This is a genomic window from Nodosilinea sp. LEGE 07088 (assembly GCF_015207395.1).
Taxonomy (GTDB): Bacteria; Cyanobacteriota; Cyanobacteriia; order Phormidesmidales; family Phormidesmidaceae; genus Nodosilinea.
This window is the reverse complement of sequence record NZ_JADEWX010000050.1, coordinates 1-26037: the sequence shown is the minus strand read 5'-3', so window position 1 is coordinate 26037 and position 26037 is coordinate 1. Positions and strand designations below refer to the sequence as shown.

23 protein-coding genes and 2 pseudogenes are annotated in these 26037 nt (G+C 57.1%); 11 read left to right on the top strand and 14 right to left on the bottom strand.

Annotated features, from left to right (window positions below; all coding sequences use genetic code 11):
• Nucleotides 1-131: 131 nt before the first annotated feature.
• Both IQ254_RS13340 and IQ254_RS13335 read left to right on the top strand, forming a co-directional pair.
• Complete coding sequence (locus IQ254_RS13340; protein ID WP_193966646.1) at nt 132-1193, top strand: sirohydrochlorin chelatase; 1062 nt, start codon at nt 132-134, stop codon at nt 1191-1193.
• Nucleotides 1194-1268: 75 nt separating this feature from the next.
• Nucleotides 1269-2156, top strand: coding sequence for a hypothetical protein (locus tag IQ254_RS13335; protein WP_193966645.1), 888 nt, complete (start codon nt 1269-1271; stop codon nt 2154-2156).
• A 44-nt stretch (nt 2157-2200) separates the two neighbouring features.
• Here IQ254_RS13335 and purU read toward each other — a convergent pair whose 3' ends face one another.
• From purU to IQ254_RS13310, 5 genes are all read right to left on the bottom strand, one after another.
• Nucleotides 2201-3055, bottom strand: coding sequence for a formyltetrahydrofolate deformylase (gene purU / locus IQ254_RS13330; protein ID WP_193966644.1), 855 nt, complete (start codon nt 3053-3055; stop codon nt 2201-2203).
• Between the two features lie 135 nt (nt 3056-3190).
• Nucleotides 3191-3904, bottom strand: a complete 714-nt coding sequence (locus IQ254_RS13325; RefSeq protein WP_193966643.1) for a DUF4340 domain-containing protein — start codon at nt 3902-3904, stop codon at nt 3191-3193.
• A 297-nt stretch (nt 3905-4201) separates the two neighbouring features.
• Entirely contained in the window at nt 4202-5632 is a 1431-nt protein-coding gene (locus IQ254_RS13320) for an NAD(P)(+) transhydrogenase (Re/Si-specific) subunit beta (protein WP_193966642.1), read from the bottom strand.
• Between the two features lie 67 nt (nt 5633-5699).
• Nucleotides 5700-7313: a Re/Si-specific NAD(P)(+) transhydrogenase subunit alpha gene (pntA, locus tag IQ254_RS13315; protein WP_193966641.1), complete on the bottom strand. Its 1614-nt coding sequence runs from the start codon at nt 7311-7313 to the stop codon at nt 5700-5702.
• A 604-nt stretch (nt 7314-7917) separates the two neighbouring features.
• Nucleotides 7918-8112 carry a 4-oxalocrotonate tautomerase family protein gene (locus IQ254_RS13310; protein WP_193966640.1) on the bottom strand — a complete coding sequence of 65 codons (195 nt, stop codon included), beginning with the start codon at nt 8110-8112 and terminating at the stop codon, nt 7918-7920.
• Between the two features lie 214 nt (nt 8113-8326).
• Between IQ254_RS13310 and IQ254_RS13305 the strand changes: the two genes are divergently transcribed.
• The gene (locus IQ254_RS13305) at nt 8327-9823 is read left to right on the top strand and encodes a glutamine synthetase family protein (RefSeq protein WP_193966639.1); all 1497 of its coding nucleotides are present in this window, start codon (nt 8327-8329) and stop codon (nt 9821-9823) included.
• Between the two features lie 80 nt (nt 9824-9903).
• Here IQ254_RS13305 and IQ254_RS13300 read toward each other — a convergent pair whose 3' ends face one another.
• Together IQ254_RS13300 and btpA are read right to left on the bottom strand one after the other, a co-directional pair.
• Nucleotides 9904-10824, bottom strand: a complete 921-nt coding sequence (locus tag IQ254_RS13300) for a vitamin K epoxide reductase family protein (RefSeq protein WP_193966638.1) — start codon at nt 10822-10824, stop codon at nt 9904-9906.
• Nucleotides 10825-10931: 107 nt separating this feature from the next.
• Nucleotides 10932-11777, bottom strand: coding sequence for a photosystem I biogenesis protein BtpA (gene btpA, locus IQ254_RS13295; protein ID WP_193966637.1), 846 nt, complete (start codon nt 11775-11777; stop codon nt 10932-10934).
• A gap of 360 nt (nt 11778-12137) precedes the next feature.
• Here btpA and rimO point away from each other — a divergent pair, with 360 nt between their 5' ends.
• The 3 genes from rimO (at nt 12138) to IQ254_RS13280 (ending at nt 15964) form a co-directional block, all read left to right on the top strand.
• Nucleotides 12138-13493, top strand: a complete 1356-nt coding sequence (rimO, locus tag IQ254_RS13290) for a 30S ribosomal protein S12 methylthiotransferase RimO (RefSeq protein ID WP_193966636.1) — start codon at nt 12138-12140, stop codon at nt 13491-13493.
• Between the two features lie 52 nt (nt 13494-13545).
• Nucleotides 13546-14961: a DEAD/DEAH box helicase gene (locus tag IQ254_RS13285; protein ID WP_193966635.1), complete on the top strand. Its 1416-nt coding sequence runs from the start codon at nt 13546-13548 to the stop codon at nt 14959-14961.
• Nucleotides 14962-15469: 508 nt separating this feature from the next.
• Complete coding sequence (locus tag IQ254_RS13280) at nt 15470-15964, top strand: Tic20 family protein (protein ID WP_193966634.1); 495 nt, start codon at nt 15470-15472, stop codon at nt 15962-15964.
• Nucleotides 15965-15973: 9 nt separating this feature from the next.
• Here IQ254_RS13280 and IQ254_RS13275 read toward each other — a convergent pair whose 3' ends face one another.
• Nucleotides 15974-16762, bottom strand: a complete 789-nt coding sequence (locus tag IQ254_RS13275) for a fumarylacetoacetate hydrolase family protein (protein WP_193966633.1) — start codon at nt 16760-16762, stop codon at nt 15974-15976.
• A gap of 161 nt (nt 16763-16923) precedes the next feature.
• On the opposite strand from IQ254_RS13275, the gene rpsF reads away from it, so the two are divergent.
• Together rpsF and IQ254_RS13265 are read left to right on the top strand one after the other, a co-directional pair.
• Complete coding sequence (gene rpsF / locus IQ254_RS13270) at nt 16924-17292, top strand: 30S ribosomal protein S6 (RefSeq protein WP_193966632.1); 369 nt, start codon at nt 16924-16926, stop codon at nt 17290-17292.
• Nucleotides 17293-17639: 347 nt separating this feature from the next.
• On the top strand, nt 17640-18152 hold the full coding sequence (locus IQ254_RS13265; protein WP_193966653.1) for an Npun_F5560 family protein: 513 nt from the start codon (nt 17640-17642) through the stop codon (nt 18150-18152).
• Between the two features lie 21 nt (nt 18153-18173).
• Here the strand turns inward: IQ254_RS13265 and IQ254_RS13260 are convergent, their stop codons facing one another.
• Nucleotides 18174-19034: an S-layer homology domain-containing protein gene (locus tag IQ254_RS13260; RefSeq protein WP_193966631.1), complete on the bottom strand. Its 861-nt coding sequence runs from the start codon at nt 19032-19034 to the stop codon at nt 18174-18176.
• 236 nt (nt 19035-19270) lie between these two features.
• On the opposite strand from IQ254_RS13260, the gene IQ254_RS13255 reads away from it, so the two are divergent.
• Nucleotides 19271-20014: a hypothetical protein gene (locus IQ254_RS13255; RefSeq protein ID WP_193966630.1), complete on the top strand. Its 744-nt coding sequence runs from the start codon at nt 19271-19273 to the stop codon at nt 20012-20014.
• A gap of 87 nt (nt 20015-20101) precedes the next feature.
• Here IQ254_RS13255 and IQ254_RS13250 read toward each other — a convergent pair whose 3' ends face one another.
• The 3 genes from IQ254_RS13250 to IQ254_RS13240 all read right to left on the bottom strand — a co-directional run bounded on the left by IQ254_RS13250 (nt 20102) and on the right by IQ254_RS13240 (nt 23369).
• On the bottom strand, nt 20102-21631 hold the full coding sequence (locus tag IQ254_RS13250) for an anthranilate synthase component I family protein (RefSeq protein ID WP_193966629.1): 1530 nt from the start codon (nt 21629-21631) through the stop codon (nt 20102-20104).
• A 212-nt stretch (nt 21632-21843) separates the two neighbouring features.
• A complete protein-coding gene (locus tag IQ254_RS13245; RefSeq protein ID WP_193966628.1) occupies nt 21844-22272 on the bottom strand; it encodes a photosystem I reaction center subunit II PsaD in 429 nt (142 codons plus the stop codon).
• Nucleotides 22273-22559: 287 nt separating this feature from the next.
• Nucleotides 22560-23369, bottom strand: a complete 810-nt coding sequence (locus tag IQ254_RS13240) for a glucose 1-dehydrogenase (protein WP_193966627.1) — start codon at nt 23367-23369, stop codon at nt 22560-22562.
• 266 nt (nt 23370-23635) lie between these two features.
• Between IQ254_RS13240 and IQ254_RS33635 the strand changes: the two are divergent.
• Nucleotides 23636-23821: pseudogene (locus IQ254_RS33635) on the top strand (TrkA family potassium uptake protein); the annotation flags it as partial.
• On the opposite strand, the pseudogene IQ254_RS13235 reads toward IQ254_RS33635, so the two are convergent.
• Nucleotides 23803-24119 (bottom strand): annotated as a pseudogene (locus IQ254_RS13235) (cation:proton antiporter); the annotation flags it as partial. The pseudogenes IQ254_RS33635 and IQ254_RS13235 overlap by 19 nt on opposite strands.
• 443 nt (nt 24120-24562) lie before the next feature.
• Here IQ254_RS13235 and IQ254_RS13230 point away from each other — a divergent pair.
• Nucleotides 24563-25171: a CPP1-like family protein gene (locus IQ254_RS13230; protein ID WP_193966626.1), complete on the top strand. Its 609-nt coding sequence runs from the start codon at nt 24563-24565 to the stop codon at nt 25169-25171.
• Nucleotides 25172-25286: 115 nt separating this feature from the next.
• Here IQ254_RS13230 and IQ254_RS13225 read toward each other — a convergent pair.
• The coding region (locus IQ254_RS13225) for a 4-hydroxyphenylpyruvate dioxygenase family protein (RefSeq protein ID WP_193966625.1) at nt 25287-26037 on the bottom strand (751 nt) is incomplete at its 5' end.

The window sequence follows — 26037 nt, the reverse complement described above, 5'->3', positions numbered from 1 at the left end:
GCCAGATTTTTTGACCGATGGGCTTGGGTTTTTGGTTTTGACCCCGCGAATCCAGGGCTGATGGCAGGCCTGGACACCGTCTGGACTGAGCTGACGCTTTACTCTTTACGTTTGCAGCATTTCTGGCACCTATGGCGATCGCCCCCATTATTACAACCCCCACCGATTTTTCTCCCACTGCGCCGGGTACCTGGTCGCCCCTGCCTGCCCAGCGCCCGCTGTTGCTAGTGGGGCACGGTAGTCGCGATCGAGACGGGCGCGATCGCGTGCTCGAATTTGCCGCTGCCTACCAGGCGCTAGATACCTCTCGCCCGGTGATTCCCTGCTTTCTAGAGCTGACGGAGCCCACCATTCAAGATGGCGTAGACGATTGCGTCGAGAAGGGCTACACCGATATTTCGGTGCTGCCCATTCTGCTATTTGCGGCCCGCCATAACAAATTTGATGTCACCAACGAGCTCGATCGCGCCCGTCAGCGCCACCCCCAGGTGACGTTTCACTACGGTCGCCACTTTGGCATTACCCCGGCCATTATTCAGCTGTGGCAAGAGCGCCTGGCTGAACTAGATGGCCCCCGGTTTAACCCCCAGGGCATTGCCCGCGAAGATACGGTGCTACTGTTTGTGGGGCGGGGGGCCAGCGACCCCGATGCCAACGGCGATGTCTATAAGCTGGCTCGCATTGTCTGGGAGGGCAGCCGCTACAAAACGGTGGAAATTTGCTTTATTGGCATTACCCACCCCCGGCTGGAAGAAGGCTTTCGCCGGGCCCGGTTCTACGCACCCAAGCGCATCATCGTGCTGCCCTACTTTCTGTTTACGGGTGTACTGGTGAAGAAAATTTTAGATATCACCCAGGCCGAGCAGGTGGCGCACCCTGAGCAGCGGGTGAGCTACCTGCCAGAGATGGGTAGCCACCCCCAGCTGATGCAGATTTTGCGCGATCGCGAAATCGAAACTCACCTGGGCCAGGTGGCAATGAACTGCGAAATGTGCAAGTTCCGTCTAGCCGCCGGAGGATCGCAGCACGATCATGGTCACGGACAGGGGCACGATCATGGGCATGGGCACGGGCACGGCCATGAACAGGGGCATGGCCACGGACAGGGGCACGACCATCACCACCACGGCGAACCTGTCGATCTGTTTCCCGAACCCGATGACTATCACCAGCGGGCCTGGCAGGTTCCCTAGGCCAGGCTGGGGGGAATATTAAGCCCAGCGCCCAGGGCCGTCTGGGTAGGTGCTCATGTTCCTAGGGATGCAGCCATGTTCAAATCCGTTGGTCGGCAGGTATGTGCCTTTGATCTGGAGTGGGGGCCTGACCCAGCCTCAGGGCGACGGCTGTACGGGTTGCCCGCGACGGTAACCGATGGCGAGGTGTTTAAGACCCTCTGGGCCAAGGCCGGAGCGACTGCCGAGAAGCCCCGGCCCCACCTCCAAACAGCGCTCTGTCGGGTGTTAGCGGTGTCTGCTGTCATCCGTGAGCTGCAAACCGATGGCGCTATCTCCCTGCGGTTGACTACCCTGCCCCGTGACCTTGACCAGCTGATGGATGAAGGGGAGCTCATTGCCACATTCTTAGGGTATTTGGGGCAGCACCGCCCGCAGCTGGTGGGCTTTAAGTCGCACATGACAGATCTGCCGATTTTGCTTCAGCGGGGGCTGGTAGCGGGTATCTCGGCGGCAGACTTTTGCCGTCGCGCCGACCAGGGCTGGGGCAGCGACTACTTTAACCGCCACGGCGACGCCCATATTGATCTTAAGCAAACCCTTAGCGGTTGGGGCATTGCTGCGCCGACCCTACATGAGTTAGCCGCCGCCATGGGCATTCCAGGTCAGGTGGGAGCAGAGCCGCCCAGGGTGGTCGATTGGTGGGTTGAGGGGGATTTGCGCTCTATTGCAGCGCAGAGTCAGTACGATGCCCTCAGCACCTACCTGGTGTGGCTGCGCACGGCGCGGTTTGCCGGGTTCTTTAGCGCCGCACAATATATTGATGAGGAAGACAGGGTGCGGCAGCTGTTACGCGATCGCATTGCCCAAGGCGATCATCACCTCACTCGATACCTCGACCAGTGGACGAAGCTGCAATTTCAGCCCGCCGATGCTGTGATTCCCCTAGCGGCATCTACCGGCGCTACAGAACAGGCCGCCTGAGCGGGCTAGCTTAGCTTTGGGTAAATTGTCACCTGGATCCGGGCCTAGGCAAAGACGACGGTGCGGTTGCCGTAGATCAGGGTGCGATTCTGCAAATGCAGGCGCACGGCGCGGGCCAACACAATGCGCTCCACATCCTTACCCTTGCGGATTAGCTCCTTCACATCGTCGCGGTGGCTGATGCGCACCACATCTTGCTCGATGATCGGGCCCTCGTCTAAGTCAGAGGTGACGTAGTGGGCGGTGGCCCCGATGATCTTCACCCCCCGCTGAAAGGCCCGCTGGTAAGGGTTGGCTCCCATAAAGGCGGGTAAAAACGAGTGGTGAATGTTGATCACGCGATCGTACTGATCGAGGAATGTAGGGCTGAGTACCTGCATGTATTTGGCCAGCACCACCAGGTCAATGTGGTGCTCCTTCAGCAGATCTAGCTGTCGCTGCTCTTGCTCGGCTTTGGTGGCTTTGGTAATTGGCAGGTGCTCAAAGACGATGTCAAACTGGTCGGCGATGGGCCTGAGGTGGGGGTGATTGCTGACAATGAGCGGAATTTCGGCCTTGAACTCTCCGGCTTTGTGCCGCCAGAGCAAGTCGAGCAGGCAGTGATCCTGATGGCTCACCCAGATCGACAGGCGCGGCACATCGTCAGAAAAATGGAGCTGCCAGGTGGCTCCCAATGGTTGGGCGATCGCCGCAAAGGCTGGCCCAATAATCTCCCTCGGTAGGTTAAACCCCGCCAGCTCCCACTCCAGCCGCGACAAAAACAGCCCCGCCTCCGGGTCGCGGTGCTGGTCGGCGTGGAGAATATTGCCGCCGTTGGCGTAGATAAAGTTGGCAATTTTGGCCACCAGCCCCTTTTGGTCGGGGCAAGAGAGCAGCAGAATGGCGGTGGGAGAGGCCATGGAAGAGGTGGATGAGTAGATGGGTGGATGGGTTCGTAGGGTAGACAGTGCCCACCAGCTTCTCCGAACTATTCAATAGCCTAATGGGGATGGTGCAAAGGGACAGTGGGCTCAGACTAGCATCCCAAACAAGCATCAATTGGTGGTTTCGGCACCGTTTTCTGTGGTGTCCGGAGCGGCGGGGCTGACGGCAGGACCGTCTAGCCCCGCCGCATCCTCTGGAGTCTCGCCTGCGCCGGGGATGGCCGCATCGTCTGCCTTGACCTCAGGCTCCAGGGTTTCGAGGGGCATAAGCCACTCCTCCAGAGGGCGGTTAATGCCGTTGGCCACATCGCGGGTGACGACTAGCACAGAGTAATCCTGCCCCTCTGCCGGGGGCCAAGGGTCGGGATCAATAACGGCATAGTTATTGCCGCCGCTAAAGTCGGGGCCGCCCAAAATTAGCTCGTGCTCGGTGCCGTCTTTGAGGGTGATGGTGACAATGCCGACGGGGGCATTAAAGCCAAAGTCGGTGGCCTGGTCGGCGGTCATGGTGACGGTTTGCAGCGGCGAGTCGGTGTTGAGGCGGCTGAGTAGGAAAGCGATCGCGCCCGGTTCGGCTACGGCTGCCTCAGGCTCGGTCATCTGCCAATTGCCGTCGTCGTCTTGCTCAAAGATGAGGGTCTCGTCACCGCGATCGATCGCCACAGTGACCACCGCTGTTTCTTCAAAGGTCAAGATGGGCTCAGACGATTCGCTTTGGGTGTCAGATTCAGTTGACTGGGGACGCTGTGACTCGGCGATCAGCACGCCGGCCCCCAGTAAAAACGCTACCCCAACGAGAATGATTGTGCTGCGCTGAAACTTCATACCGGCAAATTCGCAATGTCGTAGGATGGATCGTGCTGTGCTGATCCATCCTACGACCTGGACGGTCGGTTGATATAGCGCTGGCTAGGTTACTGAGGACAGCCCTGATAGCTAGAAGCCAAGACAAAAGCGGTGAAGAGGCTTGGCTCAGTGGACTGTTGGTAAAAACTGCTATGGCGAAGGCTATAGATCGTTGACTCAACTACAGCGGTATTCCCTACGCTGAATACAAAAGATAGCGCCGGGTGATGTAGCTCAACCGGCGCTGTTTCAGGATGGGGAATGCTACCGCTAAGATTAAGCGGCAGAGAGGGCTGGGGCCGCTGCCGTCTCCTGGCTGTTGGTGGCCGCCAGCTGGGCCAATACGCCATTGACATTCGTTTTGGCATCGCCGAAAAACATTAGCGTGTTGTCGTTAAAGAAGAGAGGATTTTCCACTCCGGCGTAGCCCGACGACATGCCACGCTTGAGCACCACCACAGTGCTTGCCTCCCACACTTCCATGACAGGCATACCGGCGATGGGGCTGGAGGGATCATTTTTGGCGCTGGGGTTGACGGTGTCGTTGGCTCCAATCACAAGCACGACATCGGTTTGAGGAAAGTCGTCGTTAATTTCGTCCATTTCCAGCACGATGTCGTAGGGCACGTTGGCCTCCGCCAGCAGCACATTCATGTGGCCGGGCATACGACCCGCCACTGGGTGAATGCCGAACCGCACCTGCTTGCCTTGGGCGCGCAGAATGCGGGTAATCTCGGCCACGGCATGCTGGGCCTGGGCCACGGCCATACCGTAGCCGGGAACGATGACAACACTCTGGGCATTGGTCAACAGGTCGGTGACCTCAACCGTGGTGGTGCTGGTGGCATTCCCCTGGATGGTGGCTTTGCTAGCACTGGTGGTCGTGGCTCCAAAGCCCCCCAGCACCACATTTAAGAACGAGCGGTTCATGCCCTTGCACATGATGTAGCTGAGGATGGCGCCGCTGCTGCCTACCAGCGCTCCGGTAATAATCAGCAGGTCGTTGTTGAGCATAAAGCCCGCCGCCGCCGAAGCCAGACCCGAGTAGCTGTTGAGCAGGGAGATCACCACCGCCATGTCGGCCCCGCCGATGGCCATCACGATCGCAATGCCAAAGATACCTGCGATCGCCGTCATGGCGCTGAGCGCAATCAATGGCGTATCGCCGCCAGCGGTTAGAAACGGGGCCCCAATTGCGGCGATCGCCCCCAGCATCCCCAGCGTCAGCACGTGGCGGGCGGGCAACAGCACCGAGCGACTGGGTACCCAGCCCCGCAGCTTGGCTACCGCAATCATCGACCCGGTAAAGGTGACAATGCCGATGAACACGCCCACGTAGATTTCGACCCGGTGAATGGTGACATCGGCCCCGGTCAAGGCGGCGCTGGGCTGAAGGTATTCGGCAAAGCCCACCAGCACGGCGGCCAGACCCACAAAGCTATTCAGTAAGGCCACCATCTCGGGCATATCGGTCATCGCCACGCGAGAGGCGGCCAGCACGCCGACCAGTACGCCCAGCCCAATGGAGCCGAGCTGCACCGGGTAGCCCTGGCTGATGGCAGCGGTAGCCCCAAAGGCGATCGCCATGCCGAGAATACCGAGCAGATTGCCCCGCTTGGCGGTTTCCGGTTGCGACAGCCCGGCCAGACTCAAGATAAAGAGAGCGCTGGCGACGATGTAGGCGGTAGGGATCAGGTTATTTTCCATGTCTTTAAGGAGATGATGGGGGGCAGACTTTTTTGAATTTTGCTTTTTGAACTTTAGAACTCAAAATTTACTTATGGAACATATTCAACATGCGCTGGGACACCATAAAGCCCCCGGCGATGTTGACCGTGCCGAGGAAGAGGGCGATCGCACCCAAGATCGTCATTGGTGACAGGATGTTGTTCGAGATCTGGAGCATGCCGCCGATGATGATGATGCCGCTGATGGCGTTGGTGACGCTCATTAGCGGGGTATGCAACGAAGGCGATACATCCCAGATCACCTTCCAGCCCAAGAAGCTGGCCAGCACAAAGACCGTTAGATGGGTCATAAACGAGGCCGGTGCCCAGAGGCCAATGGCAACACAGGCTAGCCCGATCAACGTGGGCCAGAGCAGTTTTGTGTACCAGGGCTTGGTGGCGGGGAGAGCTTCCTCGGTGACAGTGGCGGCGGTCGAGGCCCTAGGCGTCGGCGTCGGCGCTTCTACCTTTGGCGGTGGCCAGGTCACCTGGCCGTTGTGAATGACGGTGGTAGCGCGAATGACCTGATCTTCCATATCGATGGCAAACCCCTCGGCTCCGCCCAGGTCGCTGAGCAGGTGCACCAGGTTGTTGCCGTAGAGCTGGCTGGCCTGGGCCGCCATGCGGCTGGGCAAATCGGTCAGGCCGATGATCGTGACGCCGTTGTAGGTAATCACTTCACCGGGCTGGGTAACTTCGCAGTTGCCGCCCTGTTCTGCGGCTAGGTCCACGACCACCGAGCCGGGCTTCATACTTTCCACCATCTCCCGGGTGATCAGCAGCGGCGCGGGCTTGCCGGGAATCAGCGCCGTGGTGATGATAATATCGACATCCTTAGCTTGCTGAGCAAACAGGGCCATCTCGGCGGCGATAAAGGCCTGGCTCATCACCTTGGCGTAGCCGCCTTCGCCACTGCCATCTTCTTCAAAATGTAGTTCTAAAAACTCAGCCCCGAGGCTCTGCACCTGCTCTTTCACCACCAGGCGAGTGTCAAAGGCTTTGACGATCGCCCCTAGGCTCTTGGCCGCACCGATCGCGGCCAGCCCCGCTACCCCAACGCCAATCACCATCACCTTGGCGGGGGGCATCTTACCAGCGGCGGTAATTTGGCCCGTAAAGCAGCGACCAAAATGGCTGGCCGCCTCGATCACCGCTCGGTAGCCGCCAATGTTGGCCATTGAGCTGAGGGCATCGAGCTTTTGAGCCCGAGAAATACGCGGCACCGAGTCCATCGCTAGCACTGTGCCGCCCTGCTCGGCCATTTGAGTCAGCAGCTCGGGGTTTTGGGCGGGCCAGATAAAGCTAGCTAGGGTGGTGCTGGGCTGGATCAGCGTGGCCTCGTGGCGATCGAGGTCGGGGTGCCACTGGGGCGATCGCACCTTGAGCACCACATCGGCGGCGCTCCATAGACTTGCGGCGTCAGCAACTACACCACAGCCCGCAGCTTCGTAGGCGCTATCGGTAAAGTTAGCCTCGGCTCCGGCCTGGGTTTCGACCAATACTTTAAAGCCCAGCTTTTGCAGCTTGCGGGCGGTGTCGGGGGTGGCCGCGACTCGCCGTTCGCCCGCGAAAACTTCCTTGGGAATGCCGACCGTTAACCCTGTAGAAACAGACTCTGCTGACTTAGTGACGGGGTTTTCCTGGGGTGCTGCAATAGTCATAGGATAGTTACCGAAATAGCTAGAACAACAAATACAAAAGACACGCTGAGAACTGCGATCGCGCCAAAGCAAAGTTGGCATCGAAACCGGAGCAAACAACTGCAGTAGCAAAAATTTGGGCGACCCTTGCCTGGGTGGCAGCTTAAGAGTCAGAACAACAGAGAGAAACGCGCCATAGCTCTACAATCCAGACGCCAACAGCCTTCAGAAACCAAAGCAGAAGCTCGGCTTAGAAGCCTCTATCTGCGACTCGAAAGATCTAGGATTGTCGTAGCCTAGCTTGAACGTTAAAACGACCACACTCAACGGAACCATTTTTCTCCCGCTGCCTACTACCATCCCCTCTAGTTTTCTAAATGGCGCAGATATCCAGATTGTTTTTTGATTTGCACCCAGGCTGGCAGCAGGCAAAACATGGCCCGGTGGCTCTCTGGCATGGTAAGAGCTACATCCGCGGGTGAGGAACAAACATTAAGAATGTTTCACCTAACCCAGCCAGAACAAGAAGTTAAGCGGAAGAAACCTGCAACCGATCGCCAGCACTGTCTATCCACAGAGGGTTTCATAGCTTGTGGCTGGCGCGCTTGCGATCGGTTTTGCGTCCCTATGTTTTGCGCCTGTCGTCGTGCAGCAGACCACCCTTACCCCAGTGACTATCGTCAAAGTTCTGAAAAAACACCGTGACGGCTTCTGGCCCCAGGCCATAGGCTTCTTCAAACGCTTCAGTAATGCGTCGAATCAGGAGCTGTCGCTGTTCCTTGGTGCGTCCGGGTGATTGCTGAATTGTGACTATTGGCATGACTGGCTCACCTAGCGATAATTGGGCGTCATTGAGTTCGATAGAGCATAGCTAACAGACCGCTAAATTTCTGGGCCAGCGCCGTCGATCCTTAGTACATTGCAGAAAAAGTCTGGCTTCGCGATCGCGTATCAACGGCTACAAGCTTGTTATAACAAGTCGGCTTTACTGAGACCATCTTTGCTCCTCTACCCATAGATTAGGAGGTCTCACGGTGACTGGAGTGCTACCAAGGGTTGACACCTCAACCGATCTAGAACGCTACGTTCACGCCGAAGGGCGCGACGAGTTGGTCAAGCAGGTGCGCGCCAAAATCGATGAGCTGGGTATTCAGTACGTCTATTACCAATTTATCTCTATCACCGGTCGTATAGTCGGCAAAGGCATCCCCGCCGACTATTGGGAAGTCACCGCTGAGCGAGGGTTTCAGCTGGTGTATGGGGCGACAGCAAATCTGGCGATGAATCGCCATAGTCAATACCTCGGCTACGGCCCCGAGGCCGCCGAATTGGTGGCGATCCCCGATCCCGAAACCTTTTGCCAATTGCCCTGGGATCAGCGAGTGGCGCGGGTTTACTGCGTCTGCTTCCGCAACCGAGAAGAAGAAGTCGATGCGGCGGCCTTTCTCACCGGCGACTGCCGCGGCAACTTTAAGCGCATTCACGCTGAGTTCCAGGCCAAGCACGGCCTTCAGCTGCGCCATGGCTGTGAACCCGAAATGATGTGGCTCAAAAAAGGCCCCGATGGTAAGCCCGATGGCGGCGTCACCAAGCCCAACTGCTACCACATCGACCAGTTCGAAGAGCTGCGTCCGGTCTTCCTGCGCGTGATTGAATACAGTCGAGCCATGGGGCTAGATATGATCCAGGGCGATCACGAAGACGCGCCCGGGCAGCTCGAACTCAACTTTATGTTCGACGACGCGGTCAGAACCTGCGATCGCCTCTCCACCTATCGCCAGATCTGCGCCCAGGTAGCCCGCGAGTTTAACCTGATCGCCTGCTTTATGTCAAAGCCCTTTATGGGGGTATCGGCCTCGGGTTGCCACCACAACCTGTCGCTGTGGCGCGGCGGCGACACGGCCATTAAGATGTTTGGCTTCGACACCTTGCCCGGCTTAGAAGGCAACTTTACCTACCACCAGGGGGGCGAAAACACCTTTTTACCCGAGAGTGCTTCCCAGCGTTTGCCAGGCCAGGTGGGGCTGCACTGCATCGGCGGCGTGATTGAGCACCTGCCCGCCTTGACCGCGATCGGCTGCTCCACGGTTAACTCCTATCGTCGCCTGTGGGATGCGGGCTTTTGGGCCCCGGTATATTCTGACTGGGGCTACCAAAACCGCACCTGTGGTCTGCGGGTCTCGGCCCCGGGTCGATTTGAGTACCGCGCCGTCGATTCGATGGTGAATCCTTACCTGATGGCCGCGGCCATTCTCAAGGCCTTTGACGACGGCCTGAGCCGCCAACTTGACCCCGGTGAACCTGAGCAGCGCAATATCTACGAGGCGATGGAAGCCGGCAAGCAGGTGAAAAAACTGCCCATGTCTTTGGGCGATGCTCTCGATAGCTTGGCGGCCGATGCGGTGATTCAATCGGCCCTGCCAGGAGAAATGTATCGACTCTTCGACCAGTACAAGCGTGACGAGTGGGAGCGGTTTCTAGCTACCACCACTAACTGGGATATGGAAAATTATCTAGACTGCCTCCCCTAGCCAGGAGAGACTCACCAACTGTCTTCTCAGGGCAGCGCTAGGGGTGGTCACCTAGCGCTACCGCCTCTGTTTAGCCGAGGCTACCGGCGGAAATCAGTCGGCCCACTATAGCCCGACACCTCTGCCAAGCGCGCCAGGCTCTGGGTGCCCGAATAAAACTCGCCCTTGATTTCCCAACTGGGAAACCCTGTGATCTCTGGCTTAGACCGACACAGCTTAGTCTGAGAGTTTTGGCCGTCTTCGGCGCACTCGATGTAGGTAAAGGCGGTAGCCGCTTCAGCCCCAAATAACTGCTTTTGGTCGTGGCAGTGGGGGCACCACCAGGCTCCGTACATAGCGGCCCCAATATCTTTGAGGTGGTTAGCTAGCGCTACTTCAGCAGGGCCTGACGCGGTCGTAATCGGCGGCCCCTGCTGCCCAGCCGCTAGGGTGCTGGGGCTGTCGCCCGCATGCACTGGGGCATAGATAGCTAGGGTGCTGGTCAGCGTCAGCACGGTAACGATAATGCCCATAAACGCTAGCTGACCCAGGTCGTCCCACCGGTTGCCAAACAAGATCATGGCGAACATTGAGACGGCAAACAGCGCCGAAGCAATGCAATAAGGGCAAAACACCTGAATCTCAAAGGCAAGCAATGTCATCAGGTAGGCGCTAAACACCACCATGGCCGAGGCCTGCATGAACAGCAGCGGCCAGGTCCAAGACTCGATCTTTTGACGTAAAGGCTGATGCTGGTCGGCATTGATCAGCAATGGCGCGATCGCGAGGACGAGCATTGTTGCGTAGGCCAAAAAGCCAAATAGGGTGAGCGGCAGGCCAAGCACCATGGCATAGGGGCTTGACAACACCTGCTCACAGCCCTCGGTAGGGCAGGCACCAGCGCCCCCCATCAGTTTGTTGATGGTTAAAAAGCCAGTGCCCAGGGCACCCACCGAGGCAATGCCCGCCACCAGCCAGCGCGACCAGCGATGCATCCAACTTTTTTCCTGACGACGACTCATGATGCGTCTTTCCACCACATTCAACGTCTAGAGTGATCAACAACCCGCTAGGACTGGTTAGTCTTGTGCTTATATTAATGCCTCTACTCACCTAGGAGCCCATAGGGTTACGGGGTTACCATGCTGGGCAGCGTCAGGGGACCCTCTAGGGCTTCCAGACTCTCTTGCATGGCTTCGACAAACTGGCCCACCCGAATTGGGTCAATGGGCTGGTTGATATTGCCCTGCCGCTTGAGAGAGCTGGCTACAATCACGCCGTCTGCGGCTTTCATTAAGGTGCCGATATTTTCCCAGTCGGCTCCGCTGCCGATAAAGACAGGGTGCTCACCTGCTGCCGCCTTAGCTAACTCCAGATCTTCTAGGCTGGGGGGGCTACCGGTGGCCCAACCCGAGAGAATAACGCCGTCGGCCATACCCCGGTGAATGGTTTCTTGCACCGCTGTGGTCAGGTTGGGTGACCCCAGTGGGCGAGCGTGTTTAACCAGCACATCGGCCAAAATTTTCACCGAGCTGCCCAGCTCTTTGCGATAGCGCAGCAGGTCGTGGGCACAACCTTCGATCAACCCCTGATCGGTCGCCATGACGCCGGTCAATACATTGACGCGAATGAAGGCAGCGCCGGTACAGGTGGCGATCGCCAGTGCGCTGCGGGCATCATTGCGCAACACGTTAATACCAATAGGTACCGTAATCAGGGTTTGTAGTCGCTGTACTACCAACCCCATGGCGCTCACCACCGCCGGATCTACCGACCCCTTGGTAAAGGGAGCGTCAAAAAAATTTTCAACGATAATGGCGTCTACACCGCCCGAAGCCAGGGCCGTAGCCTCTTGCTCAGCGCGATCGATAACGGCCTGTAGGTCTCCCTGCCAACGGGGAGAGGTGGGTAGGGGCAACAGGTGCAGTACCCCAATGACCGGATTCTGGGTGTTAAATACTTCAATTAAGTCCACGTGAATTTTGCCTGGACTCGCCTAATGGATAAAACCTGCATAGATCAACCCAGCCTACCGCAGCAAACCTAAGCCGATCTTTGCCTTATCAGCATATCAATCCCTGGGACAGGATTTAGGCTACCTCCTGCTTTTGTGATGTATTATTTATGAGTGTTAATTTGTATTGCCCCCTGGTGCCATTGGCCAAAAGATTTGCTGGGCAATTTGTCAACACAGGATTGATGGATGCCTAAGCGGTGGTGTTAGGGATGTCAGTACCAGTCGGCTGGTATTGAACAGGTAATTTGGCGTGCCTGGGTTGCACCTGAACTCCTTAGCTTTTGGCATGATGGGCTTGTTCATAGACTGAGAGACACCATGGGGCTAAAGCCAACGGTTGCATTTAACCATTTGGGCTGTGAAAAGAACCGCGTCGATACCGAGCATATGCTGGGTCTGCTGGTACAGGCTGGCTATCAGGTTGACGTCAATGAAGAACTGGCTGACTACGTGGTGGTGAATACCTGTAGCTTTATCGAAGCCGCCCGAGAAGAGTCGGTACGGACTCTAGTTGAGCTGGCTGCAGCCCAGAAAAAAGTGGTGATTACCGGCTGCCTAGCCCAACACTTTCAGCATGAACTGCTGGAAGAAATTCCTGAGGCGGTGGCGTTGGTGGGCACTGGAGATTACCACCGTATCGTAGAAGTGATTGAGCGGGCTGAGGCCGGAGAGCGGGTTAAGATTGTCTCCCCAGAACCCACCTACATCGCCGATGAAACCGTGCCTCGTTATCGCACCACCGCCTCCAGCGTGGCTTACTTGCGGGTAGCCGAGGGCTGCGACTACCGCTGCGCCTTCTGTATTATTCCGCACCTGCGAGGCAATCAGCGATCGCGCTCGATTGAATCGATTGTGGCTGAGGCCCACCAGCTGGCGGCTGAGGGTGTGCAAGAGCTGGTGCTGATCTCCCAAATTACCACCAACTACGGGATGGATATTTACGGCCAGCCCAGGTTGGCCGAGCTGCTGCGAGCGCTGGGAAACGTCGATGTGCCTTGGATTCGCATGCACTACGCCTACCCTACGGGCCTTACCCCAGCGGTGATTGCCGCCATTCGCGAAACGTCCAACGTGCTGCCTTACCTCGATCTACCCCTGCAACATTCTCACCCTGAGGTGCTGCGGGCCATGAATCGTCCTTGGCAGGGCCAGGTCAACGATCAGGTGATCAGCCGGATTAAAGAAGCTCTGCCCGAGGCGGTGCTACGAACTACCTTTATTGTGGGATTTCCGGGTGAAACCGAGGCCCATTTTGAGCATCTGCTCGCATTTGTAGAGCGCCACCGCTTTGATCACGTGGGTGTATTTGGCTTTTCGCCAGAGGAGGGGACTCCCGCCTTTGACATTCCCCATCCGGTGCCTAAACCCGAGCGCGATCGCCGTCGCGAAGCCCTCATGCTGGCCCAGCAGCCGATTGCCTGGGAGCACAATCGTCGGCATATTGGCCAAGTCGTGGAGGTGCTGATCGAGCAGGAGAACCCGGCTACGGGTATGGCCATTGGGCGATCGAGCCGCTTTGCCCCTGAGGTGGATGGGCTGGTCTATGTCACCGGCACGGCCTCCCTCAATCAGATTGTGCCGGTACAGATTACTGCCGCTGACACCTATGACCTGTTTGGGGAGACAGCTGCGATCGCACCGCCGACATCTCCCGCTCTGAGTTTGGCCCGCTGAGATACCGGGCTCTACCCTGATTCTCTTTAATTCATTGTCCCGAGGATTCACCATGACCTTATCGTTCACTAGTCTGGGGTTATCTGCAGCCCGCGTCAGCCATCTTGAAAGCATGGGCTACGAAGAACCGACCGCTATCCAGGCAGAGGCCATTCCCCATCTCCTCTCGGGGCGCGATTTAATTGGTCAGGCCCAGACCGGTACCGGCAAAACCGCTGCCTTTGCCCTCCCGATGATGGAGCAGGTCGATGCCAGTAATCCTGCGGTGCAGGCTTTAGTGCTAACGCCGACGCGGGAGTTGGCCATTCAGGTCTGTCAAGCCATGCGGGGCTTTCGCATCAGTGGTCGACCCAAGGTGTTGGCCCTCTATGGGGGCCAGTCCATTGAGCGCCAGCAAGATCAGCTCAGACGAGGTACCCAGATTGTGGTGGGTACCCCTGGCCGGGTACTCGATCTGCTCAATCGAGGTAGTCTCACCCTCGATAGTCTCAGTTGGCTGGTACTCGATGAAGCCGATGAAATGTTGAATATGGGCTTTATCCAAGATGTTGAGAAAATTCTCAGTAAGGCTCCGGGTAACCGCCAAACTGCCTTCTTCTCAGCTACTATGGCGCCTGCAATTCGTGAGCTGGCTACCAAGTTTCTCCACTCGCCGGTAACGGTGACGGTGCAGTCGCCCAAGGCCTCACCCAAGCAGATTCAGCAAGTGAGCTACATTGTGCCCCGGGGCTGGACCAAGGTGCGGGCCCTGCAACCCATCCTCGAGCTCGAAGACCCTGAAACAGCGATTATTTTTGTGCGCACCCGTCGTACCGCTGGCGATCTAACCCGCCAACTCCAGGCGGCAGGCTATAGCGTCGATGAATATCATGGCGACCTCAGTCAATCGCAGCGAGAGCGTCTGTTGATGCGCTTTCGTCAGCAGCAGGTAAAACTGGTGGTGGCGACTGACATTGCCGCCCGAGGCCTACATGTCGATGATCTCACCCATGTGATCAATTTCGACATGCCCGACGCGCTCGAAAGCTACGTGCACCGAATTGGGCGAACTGGCCGGGCGGGCAAGAAGGGAATCGCGATTTCGCTGGTAACACCGCTTGAGAAGTACAAGCTGCGGCAGATTGAGCGCCACACCAAGCAATCTATGACCCTCATGAAAATTCCGACTCGGGCTGAGATTGCCGCCCGTAACCTCGAGCGGCTGCGCACGCAGATGCTCGAGGCCATTACCAGCGAGCGTCTGGCCTCATTTTTGCCCATTGTGTCTCAACTCAGCGACGAGTATGACCTGCGCACCATTGCGGCAGCGGCATTGCAGATGGCCTACGATCAGACCGTACCGGCCTGGCAGCGGGAACATCACAGCAGCGAACCGGACGGAACCGAGCGCAACACGCCGATGCCCAAAAAGCGCAAAAACAATGCCCCTAACCCTGAGTCTCGCGAAGTCAGCAAAGCTAAGGAGTAGGCGCGATCGCCCTCAAGCTGCGTTTTACCTGTCCCGATTGCGTTTGATTGCGTATGCCAGCACACAGCATGCTCTGTAGGGCATCCTAAGATTAGGAAAAGCTTAGGTTAACCTTGGCTCTTGGGAGGTCGTCGTAATGTTGGTGATAGTGACCGATAATCAGCTCATCTCGCCTCAAGCAGTGTGCTGTACCTGTTTGATGGCCGACCGCCATGGCCAACCCCGCTGGCATCACGGGGTGTTGAGCTGTGGCCGTCAGGTGTCTAGCCTAGACCAAGCTCAGCCAGCCCAATTTGAATGTCAGATGGGGTTTAGGGTTGCAGATATCGGCTAGATAGTACCAACTGGCCCCACACGGTAATGGGTGTTTGCTGGGGCTGAAACCTTAGTCGGCAGCAGAATGGCCTCTCTAGGTGGCCCATTTTCTCTTGGTACCGACAAACCGGAGATTTGCGATATGGTAAGGCTATTGATTGGTAGCGATTGGCCTTTGTCTGGAGATGACCCTATGACCTGGAGCAGTTCCCCTAACCCCACGATCCTGGATCGCATCTTGGCGGCTCTCCCTTACATTTTGCCGATTACTGCTGGTTTGCCCTACGGTTTTCAGCTTATTCGTCAATTTCCTGTATTTGGTTTTTTGCTGCTGCCTCTCTCACCGCTGATCAGCCTCTACGCCACCCTGGAAGGCGCCATTCCCTTCTTTGGCTTGATTGTGTTTTTTGCGCTGATTTTGCTAGTAGTTCGCAACGAAAATATTAGCCGGTTTATTCGCTTCAATACCATGCAGGCGATCTTGCTCAGTTTCATTTTGGCGGTCTGTGGGCTAATCCTGAGCTTGCTAGACCCCAGTTTGTTTGGCGCGCTGCTATCTAGCACCCTAGCAAATGTGCTGTTCTTGGGCATGCTGCTGTCGGTTGGCTATTCTCTGGTGCAAACCTTTCGGGGGCTATATGCCGAAATCCCAACCATCTCAGAAGCTGTACATATGCAGGTGCGCTAGGTGATTGGGTTAGTCTGACATCTCTGGGCGCAGGGCCACCTGGTTCTCGAGGACGCCAATTCCTTCGATTGCTACCTTGACTCGGTCACCCACCGTAAGGGGGCCAACCCCGGCAGGGGTGCCGGTCAAAATTACGTCGCCGGGCAGCAGCGTCATGATTTCGCTAATATAGGCGACTAAGTAGTTGGGGCCGTAGGTCATATCGTCTACCGATGCTAGCTGCATCGGTGTTTCATGGTCATTGAGAAAGGTTTGAATCTGGGCACCAGGGCTCAATTCGCGCACAATCCATGGCCCTAGGGGACAGAAGGTATCAAACCCCTTAGCCCGAGTCCATTGACCATCGCGCTTTTGCAGGTCGCGGGCGGTGACGTCGTTGGCAATGGTATAGCCCCAAATTTTAGCGTGGGCGGCTTCAATGGGCACATGGGCACAGCGATCGCCAATCACGATGGCCAACTCTCCTTCGTAATCGACCTGGGTTGCCTGGGGTGGGTAGTAGATCGGCGACCCAGCAGCGGTCACAGCGGTTGAGGGTTTGATAAAGATCAGGGGCTCAGGGGGGGTGCTCGTGCCCATCTCGGTCGCGTGGTCAGCGTAGTTTTTGCCGACGGCGATCACCTTAGAGGGAGCACAGGGGGCTAGCAAATCGTAGCTGCCGGATGGTAGCTCCGTTTCAATGGGTTGCCCTTGCAGCCAGGGGGGCGCATCGAGGACTTGTACGCTGCGATCAGGGCGCAGCAGCCCGTAGTGCAGCTGCCCGGTCTGAGATTGAACCCTAACGTAGCGTTGCGCCATAATTTTCTAACTCTTGGCCTGCTAATTCTTGGTATGATTGTAGATCCTTGTCTTTGCACCAAGATCTGAGATCTGGATGAGTTGATGGCTCTGCGGCCAGAAGTCAGTCCTCTAGACTCGTTTTTGGTGGTCAAAGGCCACTATGTCCACAAGGAGTTTTCATGAAAGCATACATGTACGAAACCATGTATATTTTGCGGCCCGATCTCAATGATGAGGCTATTGATGCCACTATCGGCAAATATCAGACCATGTTAAAAGAGCAGGGCGCTTCTATTTTAGAAACCCAGCATCGGGGCAAGCGGCGTCTGGCCTACGAAATTGACCGCAATCGCGAGGGTATCTACATCCAGATGAACTACACCAGCCCGGGAGCTGCGATCGCGCCTCTGGAGCGGTCTATGCGTCTTAGCGACGAGGTGATTCGTTTTCTGACCGTCAAGCAGGAGTCTGATGAGCCCCTGCCTGCCGAAGTCGAAGAGCCGGCTGAGGCTGAGGCCGTTGTTGCCGCTGCTGGCGAAGAAGAGTAACCGCCCCGAGCAAATCGTTTATCCACAAACTCTTGGCCATACCGCTGGTTGGTTTGCCTCTCAAGCAGACCGACCAGCGGTCTTTTTTGGGCGGCATTGTTCGGATGGCAGGCCAGGGTGAAATTGAGTGTGCCAAGTTTTCTGACAGGTGCTATAAATTAGCTGCATCTTATCTGCCCTAGTCAATCAGTGACCTAGACAGTTAACCTCGGTGAGGATCTCAGATCAGCATTGATCAGGGTAAAGCTATATTCATCGCTGAGGTGATGCAGGCTTTGGGGTATCGAGTAGCAGGTTAGTTGTTGGTGTGGGAGTAGGCTTCCGTGACGCAGTCTTCATTTGTAGACATGAACGAACAACAGGCCGAAATTGTCCGGCTTGAGTCTGAGTTGGCTATCCGAGACCAGCTGGTACAGCAGCTATCTCAGGAACTGTTTCGCCTGGTAAAAGGGAACACCGGTTTTGTACCTAGCCCAGAGGTGTCGGAGCAACACCAGGCCGAGATGACGGCTTTGCGCGACCAGCTCAGGGGAGTGGAAAAGCAGATCGACTTTTACCAGGGCCAGCTAGAAGAGCGCGATGGCGAAGTCATGCAGCTGCGTCAAACGGTGCAAGAACTCACCGACCGCACTCGCATGCTGGAGCAGGTGGTGCAAGAGCTGCCTACGGTCTACCGCCAAAAGTTTGCCGACCGCATGGCCGCTGTCAAACAACGGGTCGCCGAGATTCAGCGCGAAAATCGCCAGCTTCAGGCTGAGCTTCAGAGCGTTAGCTATCGACTGGCTATGCGCACCCGTCGCAGCCATCGCCTAGAGCTACCTGCATTAGAGCAAGATGGCATCTCGCTACCCTCCTTCTAGTGGCGTAGGTGGTTGACGGCGTTAGTCAGCCCGATTGGGGGTGGGTGTTGGTTGACCTGCCACGTAAGGGAAGGGAATTTCCTCAAGCCTGCCGATGTATGTCAGGGTTCGATGCAGCATAGCGGCTACCTCGGCGCGGCTGGCCGGTTGATTTGGAGATAGCAGGGTGGGCATAGGATAGCTAACGACCAGTCCTGCCTCTGTGGCCGCTAAGAGCGACTGGGTAGCCCAAGGCGGCACCTCGTCGTCGTCATCGTAGAAAGCTAACACCGTGCTAGGGCTGCTGCTGGACTTGAGCCCTAGGCCATTGGCTAGTGCGGTGATGACTTGAATGCGGCTAATCGCCTGATCGGGTAAAAACTTGCCCTCTGGGGAGCCGCTCAGAAATTTCATCTGTACCGCCTTTTGTACACTCACGTGGGCCCAATGGGTCGAATCCACGTCTGGGTAGTGAGCTTCTGGCGCAGGCTGGCTCAGATCCGGAGGCAAGCTAAAGAGTTGGACTACTTGGGTGGCGAATTCGGCTCGGGTCATGGGTTCGGCAGGTCGAAAGCTACCATCGGGAAAACCTGCTAAAAGGTTGCGTTGGGCTAGGTCGATGAGCAAAGGCCAGGCCCAATGATCGGCACTCAGGTCGGTAAACCTGGGCTGAGCCTTGATCACTGGCAGCTCAGGCCAGGCCTGATGGGGTGGCAGCGGCTGGGGCAAAACCTGGGGCGGTACCGTCAGGGGTTGACGGCTAGCCTGGTGGTGAAATAAGGCTGCGGGGGTGAGCGGCGGTTCCCTGTTGAGGGGGCGTTTACTCGTCCAGGCGACCAGGGCCGTGCCTGCTGCGATCGCACCCAGGAGGGCCAGCAATCGTCGCCGCCATGGCTGGGGCAAAGCCCCTTGGGCTTGACCTTTAGACGTGACCAAAGCATGGAACAACGGAAGCATGTAGGGGCTGTAGGACGGCGGCTGCTACACTAGGGCAGGTCATCAACTGTAATATTGACTGAACTTGTTCACTATGATAATTGTTGCGTAGGTTTTGAGCTGTGGTCAATTCTGTATTCAAGCCGCTCATCTAGATCAGACATGATCGTGCATCAGTCCGTCACACACTGGTTATAGACGCAATGGTGAAGGGGAGACAACAACGTCGAGGAGCAATGGCCGCGATCGCGGTGGCTACTTCGTTGATCGGGCTAGTTGCCGCAGGTTACAGCCAGCAGTCGGGCGATATAGCCCAGGCTACGCACGATCAGCCCCTCACAGTGACGGCATCTCAGGGGTCTGCCTACTACAAGGCTAAAGCCGACACGTTGCTCGCGGGGGTGCTGGTACCGCTCAGGTCATTGCCAGTGATGCAGCGGGCTATTATCTTGACTGCTGGGGTAGATATTGATGCTGTGCCCACACTGGCGTTGTTGGCGGCCCCTCTGAAGACTACCGGGCTAGGCCCAATTCGGATTGGTATGGATCTAGACGATCTCCGAGCGGCAGGGCTAGCTCCAGTCGTCATTGACGAGGCCAGCCAGGGCGAATGTCAGTATTACCGCATCCAAGACCAGAGTGAGCCCATTGGCATCCTGGTCATCAATGACCAGGTCCTCAGAGTCGATGTATGGCCGGGTAGCCTGACGATGACCCAGAGCGGTATTAAAATTGGCTCGACCGAGCGAGACTTAGTACAGGCCTATGGTGAGCAGTTAGAGGCCACAGCCAACCCAATCACCCTCGGCAAGACAGTAGTGTTCACACCCCAGGACCCGGGCGAAGACGTTTTTCGTCTCGTGTTTGAAACCGACGATCAGGGGCAAGTTACTCAGTTTCGTGGCGGTCAATTTCCTGCGGTAACCTGGTCTGAAGGCTGCCTCTAGGTAAGGCTGCCTCTAGGTAAGGCTGCCTTTAGGTAGAGATAGACCAGGTGAATTTCTCACCATACATTTCACCACAGCTGTAGGATGCTATCCCAGGCATCGGATGGCTTCGAGCATTCCTTTAGCCTTATTGAGGGTCTCCTGATATTCCAGCTCAGGAACTGAGTCGGCTACCAGCCCTGCGCCAGCCTGTACGCTAACGCTGTGGCCCCCCTCAGGTCTGGCCCTGACTACCATGGTGCGAATGGTAATCGCCGTGTTGAGCTGACCTTCAAAATCGTAGTAGCCGTAGACCCCAGAGTAGGGGCCACGGCGGCAGGGCTCCAGGTCGTGGATGATCTGCATGGCGCGGATCTTAGGCGCGCCGCTGACGGTGCCGGCGGGGAAACAAGCCTTCAGCAGATCCCAGGCAGTTTTGCTGGGGCTCAGGCGACCCACCACGTTACTCACAATATGCATGACGTGGGAGTAGCGCTCAATCACCATCAGCTCGTCGACCTGTACGGTGCCGCTCAGACACACCCGGCCCAGATCGTTGCGCCCTAGGTCAACCAGCATGACGTGCTCGGCCCGTTCCTTGGGGTCTTGCAGCAGATCGCGCTCAAATGCAGTGTCTTCCGGGGCCGTTTTACCCCGAGGACGGGTGCCTGCAATAGGGCGCACCGTTGCGACCTGGGGCTGACTGGGGTCATCGGCTAATGTCGCTTTGACCATTACCTCTGGGCTAGAGCCAATCAGCTGCCAATCGTAGAAATTGAAGTAGGCCATGTAAGGCGAGGGGTTGATCTGCCGCAGCGAGCGATATAGATCAAACGGTTCCCCGTCATAGGAGGTGTTGAGCCGTTGAGAGATCACCACCTGGAAAATATCTCCGGCCTGGATGTGGCCCTTGGCCCGCTCTACGCTGGCGCAAAACTCAGCCGGGGTGCGGTTGCTGGTGTAGGTGACAGCTGGCGTGTCGCGGGTGGGAGGGTGCCAGGGCAAAGCCGACTGGTCGGGGGGCAAGGGCAGGGTCAGTTTGTGCAGTAGCTGTTGTACGCGATCGCACGCTGCTCGATAGGCCGTTTGCAGATCCAGCCCTGGCTCACGCAGATCAGCGTAGGCCACGGCCCAGATCTTACGCTGCACCTGATCAAAAATCAGCAGGCTATCCACCTGCATCCATAATCCGTCGGGCAGATCGTCGTCGCCTAGGGGATAGATTGGTACCGTAGGCTCAATCCAGCGGATGAGCTCGTAGCCCCAGAAACCAAACAGCCCGCCAATACCCGAGGGCAGGGCCGGGAGTTTAACCGGGTGATAGGAGGCTAGGCAGTCAGCCAGGGTGGCAAAGGGGTTGCCGCTGTGCTCAACTACGGTGCCATCGCGGTGGGTCTGGGTGGCGCGATCGCCCCGACTTGCCAATACCCACAGGGGGTCGCAGCCTAAAAAGCTGTAGCGACCGAGGGTTTCACCCCCTTCTACCGACTCCAGTAAAAAGCTATAGGGCTGCCCAGCACATACCTTATACCAGGCCGATACTGGGGTGTCTAAATCAGCCAGCACCTCCTGATAGACCGGCACGAAGTTACCTTGAGTGGCACAGACCTCAAATTGTTCAAAGGCTGGAAAAATCATGGCATTTATTCTATAGCGTGGGCATGAGCACTACGGCGGTTACTGGCACAACCTCTCCCCAGGCATGAGCCCAACTTGTAGCCACAGCCATGCAGACCGACCAGATAATAAAAGGGGCATAGCCTAAGCTACGCCCCTTACAACACAACAGTCACAGTACAACAGTAGGCAGTCAACCTGCGAACCAATCGCCCATATCACGTTCAGTGAGCTTAGACCTCGTAGGTCTCCTTGCCGCTGAACTTGATGGTTGCGGGGTCGGGGTTGGCACCAATATTGCGAGGTACGCTATTTACAATGCCACGACCTTCGTTCACCTTCTCAGGGAAGACGCCGTCGGCGGGGTGGAGGTACTGCATTTCACCACTGGGGAAAATGCGGTAGATCTTGTAGTCGTCGATTCGAGGCTTAAACTTGGTGCGCAGCTGGGCACCAAGGGCCAGGCACTGTTCTTTGCGCGCCAGGTAGAGAAGATTTTCTCCTTCGTTCATGAAGGCGGCACCGCCCGTGGGCATCTCAAAAGCCTGTTTCTTAGAGCTAGTCCAGGTGATGGCGTACTTCTCTTCTACCTGGGCCTTGGTGAGGAGACCGCCGGTGCTGCCTCCAAAAATAGGTGTTTGACCTGTCAGCGTTTCAGTCATGAAGTCCTATCTCTCAACCGTTTGATGGGCATCGTATCATCGCGACCCTGGGGGGTAATACCGATTGTTGAGGAAGTGTAACAGTTCTTCAGGTAAGGGTTGAAAGACTTGATAAAAGCTCGGATCCTTAATCCGATCTTTTGGGGCGGGTTTAAGGAGCCCAAAGGCCTGATAGAGCTAGGTTTGAGCCCTGAAAATGCGCCCCAACAATGTCGAGCGGTTCCAGAGTTGTCTCTTCAGCTCTCAGCGCCTGGACAGCGTTGTACCTCCCTCCGCAGGGCAATCGCCTAGGCCGACCAGGCCTCGCGAAAGTCGGCATAAAGGGTCAGGCCACCGTCGATATAGAGCGTTTGGCCAGTGATATAGGCGGCTTCGTCAGAGGCTAAAAACGCCACAGCAGCGGCCATCTCCTCGCTGGTGCCGGCACGACCCATGGGAATATGGCGCTCGACCTCGGCTTTTTTGTCGAGATTGTCTGTCCAATCGTCGTTGATGGGGGTAATGGTGGCACCGGGGCCAATGCCGTTGACCCGAATGCCCTTGGCGGCATACTCCAGGGCTAGGGTGCGGGTCATGTTGCCCATGCCGCCTTTGCTGATGGCATAGCTCAGGTACTGGGGCCGCGGAATAATTTCATGGACGCTGGAGATATTGATAATGCTGCCAGGGCGGCTGTGGGCCAGCAGGTGTTGAATAGCTTCGCGAGCGCAGAGGTAGGAGCCTCGCAGGTTAACCCCTAGCACCCAGTCAAAGCTGTCGGCCTCAATGGCTTCAGAGGGGCTTTCGGTCTGTACGCCCGCATTGTTAACGAGAATATCGAGCTGACCAAAATAGTCAACGGTCTGCTGCACCAAGGCGATGGCGTCGGCTTCTTTAGATACATCTCCCTGCACCAGCAGGGCTTTAACCCCGCAGGCTTCCACGTCTTTACAGGCCTTTTCCATGGCCTGGCGGCGAGTATCTTCGGCCCCATCACTGTCGCTACGGTAGTTGATGGCTACGTTGCAGCCCTCCTCAGCTAGGCGGACGGCAATGGCTTGACCAATGCCAGAGGAAGAGCCGGTAACCAGGGCAGTCTTGCCGGTGAGTCCTTTCATAGGGCGGTGAAGATGGGGGGATGGGGAAGGTGAGGCGGTGCGAGTCGGGCGGTGCCCTGAGTGAGAGGTAGAGAAGTTGGTATCCGGGGTTTTCTAGGGGTTTTCTAAGACTCCCTACAATGGATGAGCATACTCAAGGGGCCAGCGTTGGTCTATCCCCCTGGGGATTTATTTCTGTGCACAGCATAAACCTTCGATGGTTAAGGAGTGATTAACGATGTACGTCCTCATGGGTGGTGCTGGCATGCTGGGGCTCGATCTGGCAAAAACGCTGCTCAAGATCAGGACATACCGTAGCCATGGTCGATCAAGACTCAAGCTTGTCGGCGGGAACTTTGATCATTGGCTATCAAGCCCATCCCCACGAAGATTTAATTATCCCCAACGGCAGCACGGTGCTGGAAAGTGGCTCCACCATTCTGGCGATGACGCAGATCCGGCCGATTTGGTAAGCCTCAATGGCCAGTAAGGCAGCGGGAATAGTCTGTAGGAGCAGGCGGGGCTCAACCTCAATGCCCACTAGCAAAAAGATAACGGTATTGACCCCAAAGCCCGCGTATTCCCAAAAGTTGGGCAGGGTGACTTTGGTGGAAGCTGTCGTGTAACGAAAGCCCAGGTCGCCGATGACCAGACCGGCGATGACCACGGCGATCGCACTCGAGACTCCTAGCGCCTGGCCAATTTGAAAGGTGCCCAGTTGCCTGCTACCGTCAGCAAAATATTGCTCAGGGCATCGTCGAGCTGCTGAAAGCGGTAATGGCCGCCGCCAAGACGACCCCTGGCCCGGCTAACAGGGCAATGGGCTTGATGGTGCTGCGCAACCGCCGAATCCGTCGGCGGGGCTGATATCAGTAGGGGTGCCGACGCCAGCAGGCAACTGGGCCAGCCCCCATAATTGCATTGGATATATACCCATGGGGGCAGACCCGCGCTAAACCTATTCCCCATCCTAGGGCTGAACCCGGCCCCTGCATGACGCAAACAAAAATTGCGCGGGGTTACGGCTAGCTTGAGGCAGGCCGTAAGATAGGCCTTGAGGATACCTGTTATAACGGGTGTTCCCTATTTGCGGGGTGGCTGGTTACACTGAGGCTAGACAATCGTCATCTGGCTTGGGGCGATCGGTTAGATTTGGCTAGTCACGATGGCTGGCTGTTGTTGTCAAGTCGTCTGGAGGCTGTGGAGTTTTGCAGATGAGCGACCCAAATTCCTATGAACTGCTGGGGCTGACCGAAGCCTCCACCTTCGAAGAGATTCAGGCGGCTCGCGATCGCATGGTCGATCAGTATGCCGAGGAGCCTCAGCAGCAAGCCGCCGTTGAAGCCGCCTACGATGCCATCTTGATGGAGCGCCTACGGCTCCGCCAAGAGGGCAAAATTAAGGTGCCCGACCGCATTCGCTTTGCTGAAAACGTGCCTGAAACGCCCCCTGCGGTCAAAGCTGTGCCCACGTTGCCTCGGCCTGACTGGCTCAACAACCTGGTCGATACCCCAAGCCGCGACGATATTCTCTGGCCCGCTGTTATCTATGCGGGGCTGGCGCTGCTGGGTTTTGCCGCGCCATCTTTGGCTCTAGCCGTGGCGATCGCCACGGCAATTTACTTTCTCAACCGCAAAGAAAACAAGTTCTGGCGATCGATACTGCTCACCATTGGCGGTTTGGCGGCGGGCCTCGCGCTGGGCCTCACCATAGGGCAACTGCTCATTCCCCAGGGGGCACAGTTTGCCTGGGCTAGCCCCGATGCCGTGGCAGCAGCAGTGACCTGCCTGTCTCTATGGACGGTGAGCAGCTTTTTGCGCTAGCCCCCTCTCCTGGGCACGACCCGGCTTTCCCCGCGTTGGACACACCCGCCGACACCGTCAGCTCCCTAGCTCCCCAAGCCACGCTCAAGAGTCATCAAACTGATGCCACATTCTCCTAGGCCAAACTGCCCCGCTTGATCTGCTCCCGCTCGATCGCCTCAAACAGCGCCTGAAAATTGCGCTCGCCAAACCCCTGCGCTTTGGAAAGGCGACCATTAGCCCAAACCGACTGGCGCTGAATCAGCTCAAAAAACACCGTGGGCACGGTCAAAAATGGCTGGGTAAAGGTTTGCAGCAGACGCGCCTGGGGCATATGGGGCTCCCAATCCACTAAAATCTGTAGCCGGGCGATGGTTGCGGCCTGGTGGTGCCACCCTGCTGTCGTCAGATCGCCCTCGGTGGAGTAGCCAGGGCGTTGCTCCAGTGCCTCGTAATAGCTCTGGGGCACCGCCAGAAATTTCACGCCCCTGGTTCGGAGCTGCTCTACGGTGTGCACAATATCACAGGTATGCAGCGCCACGTGCTGAATACCGCTGCCTCGGTTGTAATCGAGGAATTCCTGCACCTGAGAGTTGGCGGTAGCGGGCTCGTTAATCGGCAGCTGAGCGCTGCCCTGGGGGTGGGCCAGCACCTGACTCCGCAGCCCAGAGCGCGATGTATCAATGGTGAACTGCTGCTGGGGGCAAAACCCGAGCTGGCTCGTATACCAGGCGATCGCCTGGGTTAACTCCCCGGCCGGGACATTGATGACCGCGTGGTCAATAGCGCTAATGGCGCTAGATGGCTGTGCATCAGGGCCAGGGTGACTGGGTGCGATCGCCGGTACCCAGCTTTTCTGCTGGCGTGACTCAACCAGGGTATGGCGC

Bases quoted from the DNA above. Each gene is read 5' to 3' on its own strand.
- IQ254_RS13275 (WP_193966633.1), bottom strand. From the start codon at position 16,762: ATGGCGCAACGCTACGTTAGGGTTCAATCTCAGACCGGGCAGCTGCAC.
- IQ254_RS13325 (WP_193966643.1), bottom strand. From the start codon at position 3,904: ATGAAGTTTCAGCGCAGCACAATCATTCTCGTTGGGGTAGCGTTTTTA.
- IQ254_RS13240 (WP_193966627.1), bottom strand. From the start codon at position 23,369: ATGAAAGGACTCACCGGCAAGACTGCCCTGGTTACCGGCTCTTCCTCT.
- IQ254_RS13340 (WP_193966646.1), top strand. From the start codon at position 132: ATGGCGATCGCCCCCATTATTACAACCCCCACCGATTTTTCTCCCACT.
- IQ254_RS13250 (WP_193966629.1), bottom strand. From the start codon at position 21,631: ATGATTTTTCCAGCCTTTGAACAATTTGAGGTCTGTGCCACTCAAGGT.
- IQ254_RS13300 (WP_193966638.1), bottom strand. From the start codon at position 10,824: ATGAGTCGTCGTCAGGAAAAAAGTTGGATGCATCGCTGGTCGCGCTGG.
- IQ254_RS13230 (WP_193966626.1), top strand. From the start codon at position 24,563: ATGAGCGACCCAAATTCCTATGAACTGCTGGGGCTGACCGAAGCCTCC.
- IQ254_RS13280 (WP_193966634.1), top strand. From the start codon at position 15,470: ATGACCTGGAGCAGTTCCCCTAACCCCACGATCCTGGATCGCATCTTG.
- IQ254_RS13265 (WP_193966653.1), top strand. From the start codon at position 17,640: ATGAACGAACAACAGGCCGAAATTGTCCGGCTTGAGTCTGAGTTGGCT.
- IQ254_RS13310 (WP_193966640.1), bottom strand. From the start codon at position 8,112: ATGCCAATAGTCACAATTCAGCAATCACCCGGACGCACCAAGGAACAG.
- IQ254_RS13255 (WP_193966630.1), top strand. From the start codon at position 19,271: ATGGTGAAGGGGAGACAACAACGTCGAGGAGCAATGGCCGCGATCGCG.
- IQ254_RS13285 (WP_193966635.1), top strand. From the start codon at position 13,546: ATGACCTTATCGTTCACTAGTCTGGGGTTATCTGCAGCCCGCGTCAGC.
- rpsF (WP_193966632.1), top strand. From the start codon at position 16,924: ATGAAAGCATACATGTACGAAACCATGTATATTTTGCGGCCCGATCTC.
- pntA (WP_193966641.1), bottom strand. From the start codon at position 7,313: ATGACTATTGCAGCACCCCAGGAAAACCCCGTCACTAAGTCAGCAGAG.
- IQ254_RS13335 (WP_193966645.1), top strand. From the start codon at position 1,269: ATGTTCAAATCCGTTGGTCGGCAGGTATGTGCCTTTGATCTGGAGTGG.
- IQ254_RS13245 (WP_193966628.1), bottom strand. From the start codon at position 22,272: ATGACTGAAACGCTGACAGGTCAAACACCTATTTTTGGAGGCAGCACC.
- rimO (WP_193966636.1), top strand. From the start codon at position 12,138: ATGGGGCTAAAGCCAACGGTTGCATTTAACCATTTGGGCTGTGAAAAG.
- IQ254_RS13320 (WP_193966642.1), bottom strand. From the start codon at position 5,632: ATGGAAAATAACCTGATCCCTACCGCCTACATCGTCGCCAGCGCTCTC.
- purU (WP_193966644.1), bottom strand. From the start codon at position 3,055: ATGGCCTCTCCCACCGCCATTCTGCTGCTCTCTTGCCCCGACCAAAAG.